This window comes from Halobacillus shinanisalinarum (genome assembly GCF_022919835.1).
Classification (GTDB): Bacteria; Bacillota; Bacilli; order Bacillales; family Halobacillaceae; genus Halobacillus_A; species Halobacillus_A shinanisalinarum.
Genome location: NZ_CP095074.1, coordinates 1,342,369 through 1,364,403, shown reverse-complemented (window position 1 = coordinate 1,364,403; position 22,035 = coordinate 1,342,369). Strand labels below are relative to the sequence as shown.

Annotated in this window: 20 protein-coding genes; 15 read left to right on the top strand and 5 right to left on the bottom strand. The window is 40.3% G+C overall.

The window, feature by feature from the left end:
- Window positions 1-178 precede the first annotated feature (178 nt).
- A complete protein-coding gene (locus tag MUO14_RS06905; protein ID WP_244754513.1) occupies window positions 179-784 on the top strand; it encodes a class D sortase in 606 nt (201 codons plus the stop codon).
- Between the two features lie 106 nt (window positions 785-890).
- Here the strand turns inward: MUO14_RS06905 and MUO14_RS06900 are convergent, their stop codons facing one another.
- Window positions 891-2,111: a DUF819 family protein gene (locus MUO14_RS06900; RefSeq protein WP_244754512.1), complete on the bottom strand. Its 1,221-nt coding sequence runs from the start codon at window positions 2,109-2,111 to the stop codon at window positions 891-893.
- Window positions 2,112-2,511: 400 nt separating this feature from the next.
- Between MUO14_RS06900 and MUO14_RS06895 the strand changes: the two genes are divergently transcribed.
- The 4 genes from MUO14_RS06895 (at window position 2,512) to MUO14_RS06880 (ending at window position 7,615) form a co-directional block, all read left to right on the top strand.
- Complete coding sequence (locus MUO14_RS06895) at window positions 2,512-2,907, top strand: YndM family protein (RefSeq protein ID WP_244754511.1); 396 nt, start codon at window positions 2,512-2,514, stop codon at window positions 2,905-2,907.
- A gap of 459 nt (window positions 2,908-3,366) precedes the next feature.
- Window positions 3,367-3,519 (top strand): hypothetical protein, encoded by a 153-nt coding sequence (locus MUO14_RS06890; protein WP_244754510.1) that lies wholly within the window; start codon window positions 3,367-3,369, stop codon window positions 3,517-3,519.
- A gap of 131 nt (window positions 3,520-3,650) precedes the next feature.
- A complete protein-coding gene (locus MUO14_RS06885) occupies window positions 3,651-5,567 on the top strand; it encodes a BglG family transcription antiterminator (protein WP_244755495.1) in 1,917 nt (638 codons plus the stop codon).
- Window positions 5,568-5,662: 95 nt separating this feature from the next.
- Window positions 5,663-7,615 carry a PTS fructose transporter subunit IIABC gene (locus MUO14_RS06880; RefSeq protein ID WP_244754509.1) on the top strand — a complete coding sequence of 651 codons (1,953 nt, stop codon included), beginning with the start codon at window positions 5,663-5,665 and terminating at the stop codon, window positions 7,613-7,615.
- Window positions 7,616-7,980: 365 nt separating this feature from the next.
- Here the strand turns inward: MUO14_RS06880 and MUO14_RS06875 are convergent, their stop codons facing one another.
- Entirely contained in the window at window positions 7,981-8,700 is a 720-nt protein-coding gene (locus MUO14_RS06875; RefSeq protein ID WP_244754508.1) for a GntR family transcriptional regulator, read from the bottom strand.
- A gap of 101 nt (window positions 8,701-8,801) precedes the next feature.
- Window positions 8,802-9,896, bottom strand: a complete 1,095-nt coding sequence (locus MUO14_RS06870) for a tartrate dehydrogenase (RefSeq protein WP_244754507.1) — start codon at window positions 9,894-9,896, stop codon at window positions 8,802-8,804.
- Between the two features lie 193 nt (window positions 9,897-10,089).
- On the opposite strand from MUO14_RS06870, the gene MUO14_RS06865 reads away from it, so the two are divergent.
- From MUO14_RS06865 to MUO14_RS06820, 10 genes are all read left to right on the top strand, one after another.
- The gene (locus MUO14_RS06865; RefSeq protein WP_244754506.1) at window positions 10,090-11,724 is read left to right on the top strand and encodes an SLC13 family permease; all 1,635 of its coding nucleotides are present in this window, start codon (window positions 10,090-10,092) and stop codon (window positions 11,722-11,724) included.
- A 350-nt stretch (window positions 11,725-12,074) separates the two neighbouring features.
- The gene (locus tag MUO14_RS06860) at window positions 12,075-12,821 is read left to right on the top strand and encodes an SDR family NAD(P)-dependent oxidoreductase (protein WP_244754505.1); all 747 of its coding nucleotides are present in this window, start codon (window positions 12,075-12,077) and stop codon (window positions 12,819-12,821) included.
- Between the two features lie 582 nt (window positions 12,822-13,403).
- Window positions 13,404-13,550, top strand: coding sequence for a hypothetical protein (locus MUO14_RS06855; protein WP_244754504.1), 147 nt, complete (start codon window positions 13,404-13,406; stop codon window positions 13,548-13,550).
- Between the two features lie 202 nt (window positions 13,551-13,752).
- Window positions 13,753-15,093 (top strand): alpha/beta hydrolase family protein, encoded by a 1,341-nt coding sequence (locus MUO14_RS06850; protein WP_244754503.1) that lies wholly within the window; start codon window positions 13,753-13,755, stop codon window positions 15,091-15,093.
- A 367-nt stretch (window positions 15,094-15,460) separates the two neighbouring features.
- Complete coding sequence (locus MUO14_RS06845) at window positions 15,461-16,183, top strand: cation diffusion facilitator family transporter (protein WP_244754502.1); 723 nt, start codon at window positions 15,461-15,463, stop codon at window positions 16,181-16,183.
- 41 nt (window positions 16,184-16,224) lie between these two features.
- Window positions 16,225-16,362, top strand: coding sequence for a hypothetical protein (locus MUO14_RS06840; RefSeq protein WP_244754501.1), 138 nt, complete (start codon window positions 16,225-16,227; stop codon window positions 16,360-16,362).
- Between the two features lie 520 nt (window positions 16,363-16,882).
- Entirely contained in the window at window positions 16,883-17,797 is a 915-nt protein-coding gene (locus MUO14_RS06835) for a DUF4047 domain-containing protein (RefSeq protein ID WP_244754500.1), read from the top strand.
- The gene (gene sipW, locus MUO14_RS06830) at window positions 17,772-18,329 is read left to right on the top strand and encodes a signal peptidase I SipW (RefSeq protein ID WP_244755493.1); all 558 of its coding nucleotides are present in this window, start codon (window positions 17,772-17,774) and stop codon (window positions 18,327-18,329) included. The genes MUO14_RS06835 and sipW overlap by 26 nt, the downstream gene beginning before the upstream one ends.
- A gap of 74 nt (window positions 18,330-18,403) precedes the next feature.
- Window positions 18,404-18,997: a CalY family protein gene (locus MUO14_RS06825; protein WP_244754499.1), complete on the top strand. Its 594-nt coding sequence runs from the start codon at window positions 18,404-18,406 to the stop codon at window positions 18,995-18,997.
- A gap of 61 nt (window positions 18,998-19,058) precedes the next feature.
- A complete protein-coding gene (locus tag MUO14_RS06820) occupies window positions 19,059-20,723 on the top strand; it encodes a M4 family metallopeptidase (RefSeq protein ID WP_244754498.1) in 1,665 nt (554 codons plus the stop codon).
- 41 nt (window positions 20,724-20,764) lie between these two features.
- Here the strand turns inward: MUO14_RS06820 and MUO14_RS06815 are convergent, their stop codons facing one another.
- Window positions 20,765-20,986, bottom strand: a complete 222-nt coding sequence (locus MUO14_RS06815) for a hypothetical protein (RefSeq protein ID WP_244754497.1) — start codon at window positions 20,984-20,986, stop codon at window positions 20,765-20,767.
- Window positions 20,987-21,033: 47 nt separating this feature from the next.
- A complete protein-coding gene (locus MUO14_RS06810; protein ID WP_244754496.1) occupies window positions 21,034-21,996 on the bottom strand; it encodes a helix-turn-helix domain-containing protein in 963 nt (320 codons plus the stop codon).
- Window positions 21,997-22,035 lie beyond the last annotated feature (39 nt).

Here is a 22,035-nt window from a genome sequence, read left to right as displayed (position 1 = left end):
TCCTGGGTGGGCGCATATGCCTACCCTTTTATTTTATATTGATTTAAGTGAAGACTTTAAGACGAGGATGAAGTTTGATTATTCTAATGTTTCGGTTGATTATTGATGGTAATATATAGGTAGTATATGGATAGGTGTAACTTCCTGTTTTTTATAACTCCAAAAAGTTGGTGAACACATGAAGTATGTAGCAATGGCACTCATATTGATTGGTCTTTCTTTTGCGGGATGGAATGCTTTCTTGTGGTGGCAAGGAACACAATCAGTATCTGAGATTGAGTCTTCCACCTCAACTAAATCAGTTCAAGCGAAGGAAAAAGAAACGACGGAGAGTGAGCCGAGATCAGATAATCCCATACAAACTCTCTCGTACAACCATGATAAGGGCGAGAATATAGCCAAGTTAAAAATCCCTTCAATTAATCAGCAATTTGAAGTCTTTTGGGGAACAGGTGAGGATACTTTAGATAAAGGAGTAGGAATGTACGTCAGCAAATGGACGTCTGTTCCAAACAAGGAGAAGGGTCACACCGTATTAAGTGGCCACCGGGATACCGTATTTACTGAACTAGGCAATGTTGAAGAAGGAGATATAATGACGACAGTTTATGATGGAGAGGAATATAAATATAGCGTCGATAAGATTTGGATCACCGATGCTGATGACCGAACCGTTATTGTTAAAAAAGATCAACCGACTTTAACGTTAACTACATGCTATCCATTTGACTATATTGGTGATGCGCCAGATAGGTATATCATTCAAGGACACCTCGTTAAATAAGAGGTGTCCTTCGGTTTCTTCTTAAAACCTAGGGAGAGCTATCCATGCAAGCGTGAAATAGCATTAGAAAAGACTCCAACTTCATAAACGAAAAACTAGTAGAGTGCTAAAATCCACTAAACCATACACCGATTCCTGTACCAATATAATTTCCAACAATATAACCCAGCGTACCTACTAATAAAATAGGAACAACCAATCTCGTCCAACCTTTGGCAATCGCCATCGCAGCAGCTGTTGTCGGCCCGCCGATATTAGCATTTGAAGCTACAATCACTTCCTCAAGGCTAAATTTGAATATCCTGCCTAGTAAGAAGGAGATGATCATATTACTCGCTACCACGATAAATACAAAGACTAGGAGAAGCGGAGCATTTTGAAAAATGAGAGCAATAGAGGCTGGTACTCCAATGACGACGAAGAAGATGTAAATAAGGTATGTACCAAGCTCCTGAGATCCTCGAATTCCTTCAAAGTATTTTGGGAAAACGGTGACCGCAATCATGGTTAGCGTTGTCAGCATGAGGTAGTCGTCTCCTAATATCCCGTTAAAGAGGTTAGCTATAAAGTTTACGTCATCACCTGAAGGAATAAGTTCATCCATCCAGCCTGCAATGAGAAAGGAAACAGCGACAAGGGCAAAGGAAGTCCCGATAGCCATACCAATGTCCTGTAACGATATTTCCTTCCTGCGCCAATAAGAAGCAGCCTCCGTTTGATTGGTATCATCCCCATTTTGTGCTCGTTCATCCATGTAAGGTGTTTTAAATTTTTCTGTAAAAAATTTGATAGCTGGCAATGCCATTAACACGAAAAAATATAAGGCCATCATCATGTTGTCGGCTACTACAGCGGAAGAAACCAATTCCCCTGGGGCTTCGAACTTGGTGGAGAGGGCGGCGAAATTAACGCCCCCTCCTATGTATGATCCAGTCATCATCGCTCCTACTTTATCAAGTCCGGGAACAAATTCTTTCAATAGGAAGAAACCTATAATGGCTCCAGCCACAGTACCTGCTGCACTTAAGAAAAAGATGAGCAGAAGTCTGCCACTTTCGTTCCATATTTTTCTGATATTTGCCTGAAAGAGTAGAAGGGGAATGGCTAGGGGGACCACATAGTTCCACACTGTATCGTAAACAGGAGATTCAAGTGGGATGATTTGCAAGTTAGCTAAAACCATCGCCCCCACCAAGGCGATAATAGCTCCAGAAACCTTTGAAGCCCACTTAAAGTTTTGTTCAAGATAAATGCTTATCGCAGCCCATCCAGCTAGAAAAGCACAAAGTAACCAGATGTCACCAGATTGAATGAGAGAGTTATCCATAATAAAACCTCCTAATTTGATATATCATTTTATACGTTTGGTATGCCTTAATCAACCCTGCATTTACCTTGTTAAAACAATAACTGGACAGAACTTCTATTGCTTTATGGTGTACAGAGCAGCAAACGTCTCCTTTTACTCGAGAAAGGCTACGTGTAGCTTTGTCAGCTTAAGTATCTATCCCATTAGTTGCCGAATCGCATTATAAATTTTTAAGTGGAAAGTTAAAATTCTCATTCCTAAGTGTGATCCTGGTTAAGTGATTGAAATTTTTTATATGATCTCATTTTTCTTACAGTTATGTTTTTACTCCTGACATAAAGAGTCAGGTTAAAGAAGAAGAAATGGGACAAAATAACGTGAGAATAGGAATTCTAATGAATGAGTAAAGGAGTACAAAATGAAGTATATACAAGCATTATTAATAAAATTTGTTATGATGACAGCTGTATTATGGTTCTTTCTAGGAGTATTTTTTGGGATTTCCTTTTTCGATATTCTAATCACAAGCATTGCATTAACTGTCGTTTCATATATTATTGGCGATCTGTTGATTTTACCTAATATAGGAAATACAGCAGCTACCGTGGCTGACATGTTCCTAGCCTTTGTTGGGGTGTGGGTTTTGGGCTCTTTGTTATTTGAAACATCTGTATCGTTAGGAACTATTTCGTTTTTCCTGGCAATTGCTATTACGATTGGAGAGTTCTTTTTCCATGGTTATATGAAGAAATTAATTTTGAAAGGCTTATCATCGGAAGACAAAGCAAGTACGGACTTGTTTGCGGAAAAATAAAGGAACCCCTCTTGGAAAGTAAATAAGTGGAGTATAGACATTTTTAATTCTACATTCGAGCAAATGCTAAACCATAGCCTAACGAGAATTTTCGACTAAAGCACTTTGGCTGGGCAGACCCAGGTACTCGACTAGAAAAGTTTCATAGGTATTCAAATCTTGATCCCGAGGCAAAGCAGGGAATCTGCATCAATCCAAATCTTATTCCTTGGATTAAATAGTAGTCCATTATCGTATGTTACGGGCGCTCAGACGTTTTTCTGGGCGCCCTATTTTTGGTGAGAATTAGTTACCTAATCTGTTTTACTGATATAGACTTCAGGAGAAAAAATAGGTTCGCCATAGTAAGACTTGCCATACATAGGGCAAAAGGTTTTAGAAAATGACAGAGCTATGATTCGTACATCGATGAGGAAAGGGATAAGATAGATTCACTAAAAGCAGAGGGGGCAGGGAAGTGTGAAGGTAGTGAAATGTGTATTCTGCAATAAACCGACAGATCAATTAAGGGTCGTGCCTATCACAAAGGATCAAAAACTTTGGGCAAAGCTGTGCCTGGAGTGTTGTGACTTTTACATTATGTTGTTCGAAGATGATCCTGTTCAATCATAAACTAGCTAATTTTCTGCCGTTGGGTACTCTTTCTAGAGGGGGGCTCCAGCAAAAAATAAGCGAAGATTTGTCGATCTACTCTCTATGAGATAGAATGAAAGTGATTTCATAGGAGGCGGAAGGTGTACGGAATGAATGATCGGCAAAAAGAACTGGTGCGTACGTTGATACTAAACTCGAACGAATTCAGTCATGTGCAAGATTTATCAGTATCTCTTGCTTGTTCAGAAAAAACGGTGCGTAATGATTTAAAAGTCGTGGAAGAATTTTTGAAGGGATATCCCACTGCTACACTCGTCCGTAAACCAGGTGTAGGTGTACATCTTTCCATCGAAGTGGAAGAAAAATCTCGCTTGTTCGATCGGCTCTCCCAATCAAAAACGAAATCTCAAGAGGATCGTCTGATTGAAATTACGTATCAGTTACTGGTTAATGATCGTCCTGTTACATTGAATGATCTGGCTAAGCAGTATTACACGAATAAACCTGCGATTAAAAGTGACTTAGGTCAAATCGCACGTTGGCTTAAAAGGTTTGAACTGGAGTTGATATCTAAACAGCGTCTTGGTCATATCGTCAAGGGCAGAGAATTGCAGAAACGCAATGCGTTAGCACGTCTTCCGGATATCGTCTCTTCTACTTTTACAAAAAGTACCGAGATGTTAAATCTATTCCCTGCGAGCGAAGTGAATGTTGTGCGTAAATTGCTTGGTGATATGCAGCATCATTTTTCTATTATTTCTACAGAGGGTGACTTTGAAAGCTTGCTCATTCATGTACTCGTCATGCTTAAGCGGACGAAACAGCGATCTCCCATTATGCTTGAAGACTCGATGGGATCATCTGTTTCTGAAACGGAGGAGTATGGAATGGCTACGTGGTTCTTGAACCGGTTAGAACGAATGCTTCGTGTGTCATTTCCGGAGGATGAACGGAGATATTTCACTAGGCATCTTCTCAGTAGTAGGGGAAGCCACTACTCATCGAAAAGGAACTCCAATATCCTCGCAGCTAATGTTGTCGATCAACTGATTTCTCAATTAGAGAATGTTACGGTGTTAGATTTTTCAGATGATCAGACCTTGAATGATGGTCTTCATACTCACTTGGAATCGACCATCAATCGTCTCCAATATGGCTTCACTATTCATAACCCCATGTTAGAGGAAATTAAGAAAATGTACCCTTATATGTTTAGCATGGTGGTCCTCTCTCTTGAGAAAGTGGGGAGGGCACACAATCTGATCATTCCGGAAGATGAAGCGGCTTATCTGGTTTTGCATTTTCAAGCCTCCATCGAACGGTTACAGAAACAGCGGGACAAATTGAAGAAGGTACTGATCGTCTGTGATTTGGGTGTCGGCATGTCTCATTTGCTGCAAGCAAAGTTAGAACAGACGTATAAGGGATTCGATATCATCGGTTGTATAGGGGAGTGGGAAATCGATGAAGTATTGACACAGTCATCCGTCGATCTCATCATCTCTACAAAAGCCCTACAAAACATCGAAGCCCCCATCATTGTTGTTTCGCCCCTTTTGGAAGCTGAAGACAAAAAAAGATTGGATCAGTTCTTAAAAACTATGGAACGTGGGAATAGAGAGGATAAAGGGGTAGGAGCCATTGGGCACTTTCTGAATGAGGAGTTTATCTACCTTGATGTCAGACTTGAACATCGGTTTGAAGTCGTCGAAATGCTCGCAAATGGTTTAGTAGAGAAGGGGAGGGTCACGAAGGCCTTCCCACATAGTGCGTTAGTAAGAGAACGATCGTCTGCTACTTCAATTGGAGGAGCAATCGCCATCCCCCATGCCCACCCCGAAGAGGTTCAACGTTCAACTGTCGCTACGGCCATTCTTCACGAGCCATTGGAATGGGGGAGTGAGCGAGTTTCGATTGTGTTTCTTTTGGCAATGACCAGAGAAGATAAAATGATGACAAAACCGCTCATTCAAGCGATATCCACTATCAGTAGAAGACCAGAGCTCATACAAAAGTTAATAGAGGCACAGGGGGCAGGATCAATACGCCGATTGCTGAATCAATAATTCATTTTTACCGTAGTTCCGGTAAAAATGAATTATTTTTTATGAATAAATCCGCCGTAAACTAGAGATACAAATAAAGTGAGGGAGGAAATGTTATGAAAGTACTAGCTGTTACTGCTTGCCCAGTCGGGATTGCCCATACTTATATGGCTGCTGAAAATCTGCAGAAAGCAGGCGATGAGATGGGGGTCGACATCAAAGTCGAGACACAGGGTTCTATCGGTGTTGAGAATGCACTGACAGAGAAAGATATCGAGGAAGCAGATGGGATCATTATTGCGAGTGACAAAGAGGTATCTAAAGAACGTTTTGCAGGAAAAAAGCTGATCGTTGCCGGTGTTCAGGAAGGGATACGTCAACCTGAAAAATTAATACAGCGTATTTTGGACGGGAATGTAACCATTCACAAAGGCGAAACGCCATCAGCTGACGCCATCAAGAAACAAAAGAAAGAAAAGGAAAATCCGATCTACCGCCACTTGATGAACGGGGTTTCCTACATGATTCCCTTTATTGTCGTTGGCGGGCTACTGATCGCCATTTCGTTGGCCTTAGGAGGCAAACCAACGGATGCAGGACTTGCCATTCCTGAAGACTCGTTCTGGAAACAAATCGAGAGTTTAGGTGCCGCCTCATTTAGCTTTATGGTACCCATTTTAGCTGGGTTTATCGCAGTAAGTATAGCGGATCGTCCAGGTTTAGCACCTGGTATTATCGGTGGTTATATTGCAGCTAATGGAAGTTTTTACGGAAGTGAAGCAGGCGCTGGGTTCATCGGAGGAATTATCGCTGGGTTTCTAGCAGGGTATGTCGTACTAGGAATTAAGAAAATTAAGGTGCCTAAATCCGTGCAACCGGTTATGCCGATCATTTTCATTCCTGTTTTTGGTTCATTAATTGTCGGATTGTTGTTCATATTTGTTATCGGTGCACCTGTTGCCGGTATTTTCGAAGGATTGACACAGTGGCTTGAAGGGATGCAAGGAACGAGCTCAATCGTACTGGCTCTCATTCTTGGCGGGATGATTGCCATCGATATGGGGGGACCATTTAATAAGGTAGCCTTCTTATTCGGAGCGGCCATGATCGCGGAAGGAAACTATGAGATTATGGGGCCGATTGCGGTCGCCATTTGTATTCCGCCACTTGGGATGGGGCTGGCCACATTTTTGAATAAGAAAAAGTATAACCAAGCTGAGCGTGAAACTGGAAAAGCATCATTTACGATGGGGTTATTCGGGATTACAGAAGGAGCGATTCCTTTTGCTGCCCAGGATCCTATTCGCGTAATCCCGAGTATTGTCGTCGGCTCTATGGCCGGGTCAGTTGTGGCGATGCTTAGCAGTGTGGGCGACCGTGTCGCGCATGGAGGTCCAATCGTTGCTGTCTTAGGAGCTGTTGATAACGTGCTTATGTTTTTCGTAGCAGCGGCAGTTGGTGTAGTGATAACAGCCTTTATGGTAAATGCTTTGAAAAAAGATGTCGTCACAGCAAGCGTTTCAGCAGGTATAACATCCTATTCTACTTCAAATGATGAAAATATAGACTTAGATAACCAACCATCTGAAGAAAAAGAAGAACAAGTAGAGATCACGAAACTGACTGATATCACAACACCTGAACTCATCGATGTCGATTTGACTGGATCAACCCGAGATGACGTGATTGACGAATTGATTCAAACGTTGGATGCAGAGAATGTGTTGAATTCACGAGAATCATTTAAAGAAGCCATTTTGAACCGTGAAAAGGAAAGCACTACAGGACTTGGGATGAACATCGCTATTCCACATGGGAAATCTTCAGCCGTTAAAAAGCCTGCTGTCGTTTTTGGCATCAAACGTGAAGGTGTCGATTGGGATAGTATGGACGGAACGGATGCGAAACTAATTTTCATGATCGCTGTTCCGAAAGAAAGAGAAGGAGATGACCATTTGAAGATTCTCCAAATGCTTTCAAGACGGTTGATGGATGAGGGATTTAGGGAAGAGTTGTTAAGTGTTTCTACCAAAGAGGAAGCTTATCAGTTGCTGGAAACGATACAGTAAGAAGCACGTCGAGTGTTTTTAACCTACTTTAGCTCGTCCGTGACTTTCATGTCTTGGCATATGTAAAGATTTCCACTGTTAGTTAGAAGCATCTTTTGGTGAACTAAGGTAAAGGTTTTGCTTTCCTTGATTGCCCATTTTTTTGAAAGAAAGAATAAAGAAGCATCAAATCTTAGATGAATGCATCGATTTTTTGGCAAACAAATATCTATAGGTTCTCTTTTGATGTTTGTTTAAGAATTATAAAGGATCGTACATATTGGTAAGGACTAATATGTACGATCCTTTATTTTTTCGCGCAAAATAATGTTCATCGCCCTTTCTAACATTCTTATATAACCATAAAAAAGTTTCATACACTTTTTTCATAAAGCTTTAAGAATTTCATTTCGTGCTCGCTTTCGATGAGATTGCATGGATTCTTGAGCTGCTTTTCCGTCGTTTGCCCGCATGCAGGCTATTATTGCTCTATGTTCAACGATTGAGCGAAAAGGCAGTGGACGTTTATTTATTGTAAATAGACGAGTTCGATATAATTGATCTGCGTGTACTTCGATAACATTCGTTAATCTCTTATTATCGGCGTAATTTATAATTTTGAAATGAAATAGGTCATCGTGTTTAGCCCATTCAGTCAGGTCATTTTCTTTTAAGGCTCTTTCCTGTTCGTCAATGAGGGCTTCAAGATCATCTAACTCTTGATCATCAATTTTATCAGTTGCTAATTTTGCGGTTAACCCCTCCAACACCTCTACCACTTCGTATGTTTCACGTAGATCATCTGTCTCGATGGGTTCAACAATAAAGCCCCTTCGAGGTATAAGCCTAACAACCCCCTCTGTCTGTAAGCGAATCAATGCTTCTCTTACTGGTGTCCGACTCATCCCCAGAACTTCTGCCATTTCTCGCTCAAGAAAAGTTTTCCCTGGCATAAGCTTTAAATCTCTAATTGCTAATCGTAAAATTTGATAGGCACGTTGTGGAAGTTTGGTATCCTTTACATTATTCATGATATGCACTAATTCTTCTTGAACCTTTTTAATATTAATAGATGTTTCTGAATTCTTATCATTGTGCTCTTTCATATTTTCACCACTTCATCATTTATATCTTCATGTTAATTATAAATCTATTATAACTAATTATGAAGAGAGTAGTTATAAAAAGAGGGGGCGTGGCCCTCTTTTTATACATTTGTGTACATTTTGGATAAGTGAGATATGATTGAGTCAGTAACTTCTTTCGTTGTATTTTCACCTCCGATATCGGCAGTTACTACTCCATCTTCTGTAGTTGCCCTAATAGCTTCATTTATCATCTTTGCTTCATCAGGCAATCCTAAATGTTCTAACATTAATGCTGCACTTCCTATAGTTCCAATAGGATTGGCTATACCTTTTCCAGCGATGTCCGGAGCAGATCCATGAACCGATTCGAACATACTAGGGAAACGACCTTCAGGATTAAGGTTTGCACTTGCTGCTATTCCAAGACTACCGGCTAAAGCGCTTCCTAAATCAGATAGGATATCAGCTAGTAAATTAGAAGCTACCACGACTTCTAACTCCTCAGGATGAAGAACAAACTGGGCTGCCATAGCATCTACTAGCCATTGGTCTGTTTCCACTTCGGGATATTCTTTACTTACTCTTTCAAAAACTTCGTCCCATAAAACCATCCCGTATTGTTGAGCATTGCTTTTTGTAACACTGGTCACTTTTTTCCTTTTTCGTTTAAGGGCTAATTGGAATGCATGCCTGATTACTCTTTCGCAACCTTCTTCCGTGAAAATGGATGATTGCACGGCAACTTCTTTCCTATTCCCTCTTCCAGTGAAGTTACGTCCTCCAATACCAGAGTACTCACCTTCTGTATTTTCTCTGACTAGTATCCAGTTTAAGTCTTCTTTATTGGGATGATTCAGTTTACTTTGGATACCAGGGAGAAATTCGACTGGTCTAATATTCGCCCACTGGTCAAACCCCTGACAGATTGCTATTCGAAGTCCCCAAAGACTGATGTGATCTGGCACAGTTGGGTAGCCAACTGCCCCAAAGTAAATAGCGTCATGATTTTTAATTTCCTCCAATCCATTTTCCGCCATCATTCTTCCATGGTCTAAATAATATTGACAACCCCAAGGGAAGTAATCGCTTTCAAATGAGAACTTGTTAGATGTATCTGCTAGATGTTCAACAACTCTTAGCCCTTCGTTTACTACTTCTTTACCAATGCCATCTCCGGGAATCACCGCTATACGAAAATGCTTTTTATTTTCCATGACTATTCCTCCTAAATAATTTTAATTTTGTGTCACTAACACCTAATATAGATAATGTATACGTAAATGTCAACATAACTAGGTGTTTTAGCGTTAAAACTTAATTTAAGAAAATAAATTGACATTAACGTATACATAAAGTAAGGTGTGTTTATGAAAGCGCTAGCAAAAATTAAGGAGGGGAAGGGGTAAAATGTTTTTACAGTCACTATGGGGACGATTATGGCAATGGGATGCTGAAGTTAGAAGGGATGTAAAGAAAACTACAACATTATTATTTTCTAAAAATCCAGGGAATGCAGCTGTACGTGAAGAAGTTGATACTTCCCAACATAAGGTTAATGATGATAGACCTCCGCAACCCGGAAATTACTCTTCGGCTCAAAAAATTGGATTATTTGTCGGTCCTTTATTGTTTCTTTGCATTTCTTTATTACTTAATCCGGAGGGAATGACTAGGGATGCTGTACTGATGCTTGGTCTCATTGCTTGGATTGCTACTTGGTGGGTAACAGAAGCTTTGCCTATACCAATGACTTCATTGCTTCCACTTATTTTATTTCCGATGACGGGTGTTATGGAAATAGGGGACGTATCCTCTTCGTATGGGGATCCACTCATTTTCTTATTTGCTGGTAGTTTTATGATTGCTTTAACAATGGAAAAATGGAATCTTCATAGACGTATTGCTCTTGCTATTATTGCTTTTATTGGAAGCAGTCCCAGTATGATTGTTTTAGGATTTATGGTTGCTACAGGATTTTTATCCATGTGGATTTCGAATACTGCTACTACAATGATGATGGTTCCAATTAGCTTAGCTGTTACTAAACATGTGGCCGAATCGTTTGGAAACGATTCAACAATCGCTACCTCTCCAGGAAAATTCCCGTTTGGAACTGCGTTAATGCTTGGAACTGCCTATTCAGCCACTATAGGTGGATTCGGCACTCTCATTGGAGCCCCGGCCAATACAATTTTAGCTGCAACAGTTAATAATTTGTATGGCATAGAGATATCATTTGCAAGATGGATGATTTTTGGTTTGCCCATGGTTGTCTTACTAATACCGATAGCATGGTTTTATCTTGTTAAGATCGCCTACCCGATGGATAAAAAAAATATACCAGGGGGGAGAGGGATTATTAAAAAGGAACTTCAGGAACTTGGGAAGATGAGTTATGAAGAAAAAGTTGTGCTAACTATATTTACTCTGACAGCAATTGGTTGGATCACACGAAGCTTGCTACTTGAAAAACTCATTCCAGGAATAGATGATACCATTATTGCTTTACTGGGTGCTTTCGCTTTATTTTTGATACCGGCTAAAAATAAAAAAGATAAAATTTTAGATTGGGATACGGTGTTAAAGCTTCCATGGGGAATATTATGGCTTTTTGGCGGAGGACTAGCTCTTGCTGCTGGAATCATGAGTACCGGTTTGGATAAATGGATCGGAAATCAGCTTGTTAACTTCAGTGATGTCCCCTTCTTTATCACGATAGCACTAATCGTTGGTGTTATAACCTTACTAACGGAGTTCACCTCTAATACTGCTACATCCACTATGGTTTATCCGATCGTCGCGGCGGGGGCTGCTGCTTTGGGGACTGATCCAATTATACTTATGGTAGCTGCATGTATGGGTGCAACATTTGCATTTATGTTCCCTGTTGCTGCCCCGCCAAACGCAATTGTATTTGCTACAGGGTATGTAAAGATGAGCAGAATGGCACTGACTGGTGTGTGGCTAAACCTATGCGGAATTATCTTTTCCGTCATTATTATTTACTTTTATGTTCCTCTTGTCTTTGGTGGATTGATGTAATAGACACTAAAATAAGATGATAAAAACATTTATTTCTACGAGGCACTGAAAAACTGCTGAACATCCATTTCAAATTATAAAAACCGGCTCGCTTCGGAATAATTTTCTCCGAAACGAACCGGTTTTTTCATGTTTAAGGTGTTGAAATAATAGTGGCTAATAATAATCCTAATATAGAAGGTATCAAAAAATTATCCCGGAAGAAGACGCCACTATCTGTTCAAAAGAAGTAAACCTCTCCACCTAAATCTTAGATTTTGGTGGAGAGGTTTACGGACCATAATAATAAATGCTGTATTTGGACATTGTATGTTAAAGTATCATAAGACAAGACTAAGGAGAGAAAGAGTATGCCTGACTTAAAAGAACAAGTAATCCTTATTACTGGTGCCAATCGTGGTCAGGGAAAAGCTATCGCTGAGCACCTTGCCTCATTAGGTGGCATTGTGGTGGTTGGGGCCCGGAATTATGACAAGGCTCAGGAAGTGGCAGTGGCTATAGGTAAAGACCACGCATATCCAGTGCAGTTGGATGTCACAAAGGAATCACAGTGGAAAGCAGCTGTGGATGTGATTATGGACAAATTCAGTAAAATCGATGTGCTCGTTAATAATGCCGGAGTTCTAAAACGCAAACCATTCACAGACACAACTATAGATGATTACCAACAGTTGATTGATGTGAATCAGCTCGGAGTATTTCGGGGAATGCAAGCAGTTATTCCGCATATGGAAAAACAGCAAAAAGGTTCTATTATAAACAATTTATCGATCTCTGCGTTTGCCCCAATCGGTAATTCTTCAGCCTATGCCGCGACAAAAGCATCCGTAGTTGCTATGTCTAAAGCTGCAGCTATTGAATTGGGGCAAAAAGGAATCCGGGTAAACATGGTCCATCCGGGTGGAATCGAAACAGAAATGGCCACCCAAGGTAAGGGTGTTCCGGATTTTTACAATTCAGTTCCACTGGGACGTATCGGGCGGCCGGTTGAAATTGCCCGGACTGTAGCGTTCCTTGCTTCTGATGAAAGTTCATACTGTACGGGAACAGAGATTGTGGTTGATGGTGGGATGACATTGGGGACCGAGGAAGAATAAGAAAAGAAATAAGCCCGTATTTAAAAAAGACTTTTTAAGTTCAAGAAATGTCTTTATTTTTGTGTAGCATTGATATTAGATCGCCACTGGGCGTTTCTGCAATAGACAAAAATATAATGGCAAGGGTTACTACTGAGGCTGCAAAAATTGATTGTAAAATATGCATTTGATGATTGAAATTGCATCGTATAGTAGCTGGAGTACAGCCGTATAATATTAGCTCTATACGGGATTAGGAAAATCGGGTTCTATCAAGAAGCCATTACCAAAAAAATGAAACAATTACTTTTTGAAAGTGCGCGATTATTCAATAAGAATAGTCGCCGCTAAAGCTGGCGTTTTTGATGTGCCCTAACATGGCACGCTGGGAACTCCAATACCGTCATGAATATGAGTATGCAGGCAAGCTTATCCTCCTTTACCGAAGATGGACAATTGTTTGCTGAAGGGCTGGCGAAACGATAAAGTCAAAAAATACGACCGGTACATGGCGATCCAGTAGATGAGTGACTACCAACGAACTTCTCCTACGATAAACGATTAGCTGGAAAGTCTATTCAAGGTTCAACCGATGTTGGAGATGTGAGCTGGATTACGCCAACAGGGATGATCAGCACTACCTGTCCGCCAGTCGGTGTACAGCTTCATTCTTGGCAGGCCACCGCTTCTTTTGGAACCTCCATTGGCTACCCAAGGCATGCACTTAGCGGCAAAAACCATTTGATATAAACAAGAAAAAGATCACCTTTCTCTAAAAAATGTGAGGGTGGCTTTTTTTCTTTAATATGGGTGGTGAAACCCATATTCAGTGTGTGTTTTTGTATTTCATGTTAATTGTTGCCTGCTATGAAACTTTTTTAACCTTCATTCGTAACTTTAGAAAGGTAAAGTGAAAAGTCTCGAGTTTGGTTTTTCATGAGGGGGAGAGTCAATGAAAATGAGTGGGATGAAAATCAGTTTGCTTTTAGCTGTCATGATTTTTATCGTTGGTTGCAGCGATCATTTGGATCCAAAAAAACAAGAGCAGAATAAATCCAAAAATGGTGGGACATCCGTCGAAGGTTTAGCAGGTGTTTGGAGGGGTACGATAAACGTACCGAACCAACCGTTACCTATTATGGTTACCTTTGAAGACAAGGGTGGATGGAATGGAACGATTAGCATTCCGGTTCAGGGCGTAAAGGATTATCCGCTTTCTAAAGTAAGGACTGACCAATCAGCCATTTCTTTTCACATAGAAATGGCAGGACAAACCATCACCTTTAATGGGGAGAAAGGTGGGGGAACAATAGCGGGCACTTTTACTCAGGCGGGTCAATCATTCCCTTTTGAATTAAATAAAGGAGAGGCCGAAAAAAATGGCACGGAGCAAGAAGAGGGGCAATTTCTAAGTGTTGATACCAACGAAGGAAAGCTGTATGGGGAGTTGGAGACACCTAAAGAAAAAGGCCCGCATCCAGTTGTCATCATTATTCCAGGCTCAGGTCCCACCGATCGAGATGGTAATTCCGTTACTTTACAAGGGAAAAACAACAGTTTGAAACTTTTAGCAGAAGAATTAGCTGAACAGGGAATAGCTAGTGTACGTTATGATAAACGCGGTGTAGGAAAAAATCAAAGTGCCGCTATACCTGAAAAGGAACTTCGGTTTGATCAATTTGTAAAGGACGCTGCTGCATGGGTGGAAATGTTAAATAAAGACGAACAATTTTCAAAAGTCGGTGTCATTGGCCACAGCCAAGGGTCTTTAGTTGGAATGGCAGCAGCCGCAGAAACAGATGTTGATGCTTTTGTATCCATTGCAGGAGCTGGCCGACCGATAGATGAAGTCCTTTATGACCAGCTGAAAGTAAATCTCACTGAAGAATTGAAACAGGAAAGTAAAGAGATTCTAGAAAAGTTAAAGCAAGGCGAACAGGTTGAGAGTGTAAGTAAAGAATTACAAAGTATGTTTCGGTCATCTGTTCAACCCTTTCTGGCTTCATGGATACAATATAACCCTGTGAAGGAGATACAGAAATTAGAGATCCCTGTCCTAATCATTAACGGGAAACATGATCTTCAAGTACCTGTTAGTGAGGCTGAAAATCTCTATGAAGCAAAAGTGGAGGCTGAACTTTTACTTATAGATAGAATGAACCATGTCTTAAAAGAGGCTCCTAAAGATCGAGCAGAGAATTTGCAGTCCTATTCTAATCCGGATCTACCTTTATCAGATGGGTTAGTCAAAGGGATTGTAAGCTTTTTAAAAGATGCTGAATTTATAGAATGAATGAATTTCATAATTGAATACCCTGTGCCCCAAGTATTCAAAACGTAAAAAAAGGAAGTACCTCCCCATGTCTTGTATAATGGTAGGCATCTGCCAAAAAGTTTATTAAAATTACGACAGGTTTACGTCGGTACACAGCGCGAGCTCGCGGGTCAAAGGCTTGTAAACAAGCTTTATAAAAAAGACAGTAAATATTGATAGAAGTGAAGAAATAGAAAGTCAAATAGATCGCTTTTTGCCAAATTGCCTCTATCGATGAACAAGTAGGATATTATACAATCGTCTGTTTGAGAAAGTACTTACTATAAAATCAATATATTAGGGGATTATAAGGATATCGATTTTCACAAGCAAGGAGAAAGTTAGTATGGAGAAGAGAAACGACTCGAGAATTTTACGATTATCAATAGCAGGTTCTTTAGTTTTTACGGCCATAGGGGTCATTTGGGGAATTGCAGCCAATTCTCAAATGATTATCTTTGATGGATTATATTCTTTCATCAGCTTGGCCTTATCCGCTCTATCTTTGATAGGGTTTTCTTTTATACAGAAAAAAGAGCCTCAGCGTTTCCACTATGGAAAAGAGATCGTCGAACCTTTAATCATTACATTTAAGGCAAGTGTAATTGCAGCGTTGTGTTTATACGCTTTATCTTCTTCTTTAATTGATATATTCAGAGGTGGAAGGGATGTGGAGCTTGGGTCTGCTACGATCTATGCTTTGGTGGCTACCATACTTTGCTATGTCGTTTATAAGTTCATGAGTAAAAATAGAAATGGATCTGAGTTCGTGAAAGCTGAATCTGTCCAGTGGTTAATGGATACTTTGTTAAGTGCAGCCGTTTTGATTGGGTTTATCATCGCTGTCTTACTCAGTCATACAAAGCTTGATTATCTTACGCCCTATATAGATCCGGGGATGGTTTTCATTGTTTCTCTCTATTTTTTAAAAACGCCGGCTAAGATGTTTAGTCAAAATATCAAAGAGATCTTAATGATGCCTCCTCCCCGAAAACACTTGATTTCATTCAACAAAAGATTGACAAAGTCAAGGAATTTTACACTATCCAGGAAGACGTCACAAGAGTAACTAAGGTCGGAAAAACGATCTATATAGAAACAGACTTTATTTTGGATGACTATTCGAGTGTTCGTAATGTAGAAGATATGGATGAAGTGAGGGAAATGGTCGATAGAGAACTCACTTTTGACGGCCGTGCCAAGTGGCTAACGATCTCCTTTACGAAGAATAAGAAATGGGCTTTATAGGTGAGAGCTTGGTTGTAATAAGCGGGTTGATTAGAGCTGTCTTTAGTAAAAAAACGTCGTCGGAACTTTTTTGAAGTTATTAAGTAATAAGACCTGTGTGCGGTGATAAAGAGAGTTAATGTAGGTGAATAGAAGTAGGTCTGGATGATCTTAAGAAGTACCAGCTGTTTTTCTCAGGGTTATAGCAAGGTCGTAAAAATCGATGTGAAAGTGCTCGCCTGGTATTTGGGCGAGTGCTTTTTTTTCGGCCGAAAGTTACAATTTTTTAGATGATTATGTCATAGATGGTATGAACTATTTCGCATCTGAGAACTTATACCTTATTAGGGGGATTATTGTGGTGCTTACTTAGTGCTATTAAGATTGTAACCCTATATATGACAAATTAGCAAATGATTTTACAATTTATTCAAGGAAGATTCCCCCATTTACACTAAACGGGAATCAGCTTATTGTATTTCCTAAGGGCAAATGAAATCTAATAGATTCCAAAAGAATCAAGCGAATTGCAGGTGAAATCATGATTCTTCGAAAGGTTACAGTGCTGACATGTTTATGTAGTATTACATTTTATTTAACCTCTAGTGTTGTAGATGAAACAGAGGCCGGATTTACTGAACAGGAAGTAGCGACATCAATGATCACCGCTGCAGTTGTGTTTCCTGAAACGATTGACGAACTGGTGAAAGAGGCTGAGAAGTTATCCACTCGATTGAATGATACATATGATCACGTGTTACATGTTGCCCTTGATGGTTTAACCATAAATCAGACTGAAGCTAAGCTTGAGGAAGTGCAAGGAGAGCGGAAGGAGATCAAAAGCCATCTACAATCGTTAAGAGACATTTACGATAAAGTGAAAGAGTATGTGGAAAGGGCCCGAACGTCAGATCTCGGAGAGGATTCACACAAGTATGTACAAGCTGGTTTGAATAAGATCCAAAAGCTCTTTGAAAAAGCTAGTGAGAGAGAAGACTCACCGCAATTAGATCGTGTAATAACGGCTTTACAGGAAGAACTCGGGGCACTCAAGCAAAAACATGAGGAGTCCGGACAGCCATCACCGGCAATAAAGAAACAGTCTGAAACAACAAATAAGAAGACAAATGACCAAAAGCAAACCACTGAAGAGCCAGTACCACAAAAAGATCAATCCACCAAGAGATCGACCACGAAGGCAGAATCCAGTAAGGAATCAGGAACGCAAAAAGCCGAATCCACCAAAGACACTCCAACGCAAAAAAACGAGTCCATCAAAGCCTCTATAACGCAAAAAGAACAACCCACCAAAGAAGCAGTACCACAAAAACAAGACAAAACGTCAGCAACAGAAGAACAGTCAGAATCTGTGGAAGCGAGTGATAAGCAAGAAGAAAGTAAACCAAAAGAGGGGGAAAACGATAAAGATGATGAAGAAAATGTTAAAAGTAACTAGCAGTCTCCTTACGTTGCTTATGATTGGGATCATGATCTGTCTAGCTATTGTAGTCATTTCCTCGAAGGCAAGCGGCGGAGAACCAGCCATATTTGGTTATCAGTTGAAGACGGTACTTTCCGGGTCGATGGAGCCTACCTTCCAGACGGGCTCGATTATAGCTATAAAACCGACAAAAGAGGGGATGACATACGAAAATGGAGATGTCATTACATTCCGTGCGGAAGACGACAAAGTGATTACACACCGAATTATTGACACTAACAAAGTAGACGGAAAATCGATCTATACCACAAAAGGTGATCATAACGAATCAGCCGATGTAGATCCTGTTCTTTCACAGAACGTCATTGGTAAATATGTCGATTTTACCATCCCATATGTTGGGTACTTGCTAAGCTATGCAAGTTCGAAAGCTGGTGCTGCATTATTACTCGTTGTGCCTGGTATCATTCTATTCTTGTACTCTATCGTTTCCATCTTTAACACAATAAGAGAGATCGATGGAAAAAAAGAAAGTCCATCTGTTTAATCTGGTTATTCTTCTTTTGTATTTTTCCATATACATAGGAGTTTAATATAACAATCAATTGGGAGGAGATTCATATGGGTATGAAGAAAAAATTGGGGATGAGTGTTGTCACGGCATCACTTGGTATATCGTTAATCGGAGGAGGGACGTTCGCATATTTCAGCGACACAGAAGCCACAAGCAATACGTTTGCAGCAGGGACGTTAGATTTATCTGTAGATCCTCAGAAGATTATCGATGTTAGCAATCTGAAACCGGGGGACAAAATGGTCCGGGAATTTAAGCTAACCAATGACGGAACCGTGAAAATTGACACTGTGAATCTGTTAACGGACTACACAGTAGTAGATGCGCAAGGTGACAATGCATCCGCAGACTTTGGAAAGCATATCAGAGTGAATTTCATATTTAACTGGGAGCAGGAAAGTGAACCTGTCTTTCAAACCACTCTACATGAGCTAAAGAATATGGATCCTGATGTCGTTCAAAGAGAAGTATGGGACCCACTATGGGAACAGAAAGGCGGACTTACTTCCGGTACGATGAATGAATTATGGGTGGAATTTGAGTTTGTTGATAATGGCGAAGACCAAAACATGTTCCAGGGCGATCAGCTTGAACTGGACTGGGAGTTTAACGCAACACAAGGAGAAGGCGGAGATAAATAAGTCGATTAAGCTAAATCCCTAAAGATGTTTCATCCTAAATAAACTGAAGGAGTGGTTTGTCGTGAACAAAAAAATAGTATCTTCCACATTGGCACTATCCCTTGCATTAGGAGGGTTTGCCTCACTAGGCACAACCGCCTATGCTGACGAGAAAAAGGTTGAGTTCAACGAGAAATACAATACGCCATCCTATATCATTGGAAACTGGCAAGCACCGCAACCAAAGAGTTTAACAAAAACAGAACCGTTGAGTGAAGAGGAAGTCGCGTTGGCCTTCATGAAAGCTAACGGTAAATTGTTTAAGTTGAAAGGGGATATGAAACAACATTTCAAAGTCGTAAAGCAAAAAGCGAGTAAGAAAAATGGAACCCACCATCTCAGACTTGTTGAACAATACAAGGACATACCTATATATGGGTCGGACCAAACCATTACCTTGGATGAAAATAACCATGTGACATCTTTCTTTGGGCAAGTTGTCCCTAACCTTGATGAGAAAAAGATTCCAACTGAGCCTTCGATTTCAGATGATGAAGCCGTAGAAATCACTAAGCAGGCGATCGATAAGAAAATCGGTCATGTCGAGAATTACGACGGCGATATTAGCAGCAAGCTATATATCTTTGAACATGAAGGGGAGTTTCATCTTACTTACCTTGTGAAAGCCTCGACTTCAGAGCCTGAACCAGGCTATTGGCACTATTTTATTGACGCTACGAATGGAAATGTTATTCAAATGGTTAATGAAATAGATCACGTAACCGGTTTCGGGAAGGGTGTGCTCGGTAATAAACAGATGTTTGAAGTGACCAAGGGCGATGAAGGAAACTATTTCCTATTTGATGGAACGAGAGGTGAAGGGGTTCATACATTCCACGCGCAGCATATTGATCCACTTATTTTCAATCTTCTATCCCAGCTTACTGATTATACGGGAGAAGAGCTGACGAGCGACCATAAATATTTCTCTGACTCTGCTGCGGTTTCAGCACAAGTAAATGCAGCAGACGTCTACGATTACTACAAAGAAACATTCGGACGCGACTCTTACGATGATCAAGGAGCGAAATTAATTTCTTCCGTCCATGTGGGTGAAAACTGGAATAATGCGGCATGGAACGGAAAGCAAATGATGTATGGTGACGGAGACGGGGAGACGTTCATCTCGTTATCTGGGGCAAAAGACGTCATCGCCCATGAACTTACACATGCTGTCACAGATACTACTTCAGATCTGGTTTACGAAAACGAATCAGGAGCATTAAATGAATCCATCTCTGATATCCTCGGTGTCATGGTTGACCGTGAAGATTGGAAGATTGGAGAAGATGTTTATACCCCGGAGATTGAAGGGGATGCCTTACGTACATTGAAAGATCCAGCTTCCGCAACAAACGCTCTGACAGGCCCTTATCCTGACCACTACAGCAAAAAATACACCGGTGAAGAAGACAATGGCGGCGTTCATATTAACTCAAGCATTAACAACAAAGCAGCCTATCTTATTTCTGAAGGTGGTACACACTATGGAGTTACTGTTGAAGGAGTCGGACGAGAAGCCACAGAACAGATCTATTATCTCGCTAACACGCAATACTTAACAGCTTCATCTGATTTCAGCATGATGCGTCAGGCAGCAATCGAAGCTGCGACAGCGATCTATGGTGAATCTTCAGCAGAGGTAGAAGCCGTGAAGAAGGCGTATAAAGCTGTAGGCGTACAATAACTATTTATGAACGACACTGCCACACAAATGGCGGTGTCGTTTTAGTTTTCATAATTCATGACGGGTTGTGCGAGGGCTACTGCTTTCTTAAATTGACCGATCTTGGAGTAGTGGTTGAAGAGTTCTTTTTCGGATCGTTTGATTAAATAAACATGGCCGTATCGTTTAAAGAAGGGTAAGGCATGGTCATTTAAGTAGGTATAATACCCTGCGTACTCTTTTTTTATTAAAAAAATGGTAAGTTTAAGAATATAACTATACAATGGCGTCTCCATTTCATTAGCCGTGTCTATCCCTTCTTGAGCAAGGCTTAATAGCTTACCAGAAGGTGTTTGCTCCCCTTTAAGCAGCTTTGAATGTACCCCTCTAAGGACAATAAATATTTGCCCGATTTTTTATCCTTCAGATCCATAGATTGTTTGTATAGTTTTCCCGCTGTTTCATAATACTTTATAACAAAATATTCGAAAGCCATATTATGTAGCATTACTGCCTTTCTTGCCGAGGTATGGCACAGCTCACAACTTTGGATTAAAGCTTCGTATTTTCTGCACCTATCATTGAAATCGTGGTGTTTGTCATGACTTTTCAGAATTAAAATAAGCATTTCTACATCGATGATTCTTAAGAAGTTACTTGTTTCTTTAAAGTATCGAAGCGCTTCTTTAGCACAGGAGTAGGCCATATGCTTAGCGTCATTAGCCTCGTAAGCAATCGCCAAATGATAAAAATACTCTGGGTTTTTGTATGTGTCATTATTAATCGATTTCAAGGTTTCAATGGCTTGCTGATATTCCTGATTTTTTAAAAGAAGGATCCCCAGAACGTGTTTATATAGGTTGCTTTCATATGGAGGAAGTTCTTTATCGCCCTTTTTAAAAATTCTTATGATGTCACAGGCCACATCGTGCTTTTCGTTTAAAAGATAGTATCTGGCTAAGAGTAATTTGTAGAAAGAATGATACTCAGATATTTCAATGATGTTATTGTTCTCAAACTCGCTCTTTATGGTTTCTACTTCCTGCTTCCTTTCCATAATCATGGCATTAAGCCATTGGTCAAGCCCTTGTTTTGTCTTTTTAAAAGCATTGATTTCTTCTTTAATATTGATGTTGAGACGTTTGGACACCAGTGTTATGATTTCCGGAGAGTAATGGGTTTGCCCGAGTTCAATTTTGCTGATATGCGTAACAGAACAAACTCCTTTTCCAAGCTGTTCCTGTGTCATTCCCGACTGCTCACGGTAAAATTTTATAATCTTCCCTTCATTCATAATGAGATCCCCTTATATTAAATTAATGAGTTTAAAATA

Excerpts from the sequence above, each read along its gene's own strand:
- MUO14_RS06835 (WP_244754500.1), top strand. The coding sequence starts at position 16,883 with ATGATTCTTCGAAAGGTTACAGTGCTGACATGTTTATGTAGTATTACA.
- MUO14_RS06845 (WP_244754502.1), top strand. The coding sequence starts at position 15,461 with ATGGAGAAGAGAAACGACTCGAGAATTTTACGATTATCAATAGCAGGT.
- MUO14_RS06860 (WP_244754505.1), top strand. The coding sequence starts at position 12,075 with ATGCCTGACTTAAAAGAACAAGTAATCCTTATTACTGGTGCCAATCGT.
- MUO14_RS06850 (WP_244754503.1), top strand. The coding sequence starts at position 13,753 with ATGAAAATGAGTGGGATGAAAATCAGTTTGCTTTTAGCTGTCATGATT.
- MUO14_RS06865 (WP_244754506.1), top strand. The coding sequence starts at position 10,090 with ATGTTTTTACAGTCACTATGGGGACGATTATGGCAATGGGATGCTGAA.
- MUO14_RS06870 (WP_244754507.1), bottom strand. The coding sequence starts at position 9,896 with ATGGAAAATAAAAAGCATTTTCGTATAGCGGTGATTCCCGGAGATGGC.
- MUO14_RS06825 (WP_244754499.1), top strand. The coding sequence starts at position 18,404 with ATGGGTATGAAGAAAAAATTGGGGATGAGTGTTGTCACGGCATCACTT.
- MUO14_RS06905 (WP_244754513.1), top strand. The coding sequence starts at position 179 with ATGAAGTATGTAGCAATGGCACTCATATTGATTGGTCTTTCTTTTGCG.
- MUO14_RS06880 (WP_244754509.1), top strand. The coding sequence starts at position 5,663 with ATGAAAGTACTAGCTGTTACTGCTTGCCCAGTCGGGATTGCCCATACT.
- sipW (WP_244755493.1), top strand. The coding sequence starts at position 17,772 with ATGAAGAAAATGTTAAAAGTAACTAGCAGTCTCCTTACGTTGCTTATG.
- MUO14_RS06810 (WP_244754496.1), bottom strand. The coding sequence starts at position 21,996 with ATGAATGAAGGGAAGATTATAAAATTTTACCGTGAGCAGTCGGGAATG.
- MUO14_RS06895 (WP_244754511.1), top strand. The coding sequence starts at position 2,512 with ATGAAGTATATACAAGCATTATTAATAAAATTTGTTATGATGACAGCT.
- MUO14_RS06875 (WP_244754508.1), bottom strand. The coding sequence starts at position 8,700 with ATGAAAGAGCACAATGATAAGAATTCAGAAACATCTATTAATATTAAA.
- MUO14_RS06900 (WP_244754512.1), bottom strand. The coding sequence starts at position 2,111 with ATGGATAACTCTCTCATTCAATCTGGTGACATCTGGTTACTTTGTGCT.
- MUO14_RS06885 (WP_244755495.1), top strand. The coding sequence starts at position 3,651 with ATGAATGATCGGCAAAAAGAACTGGTGCGTACGTTGATACTAAACTCG.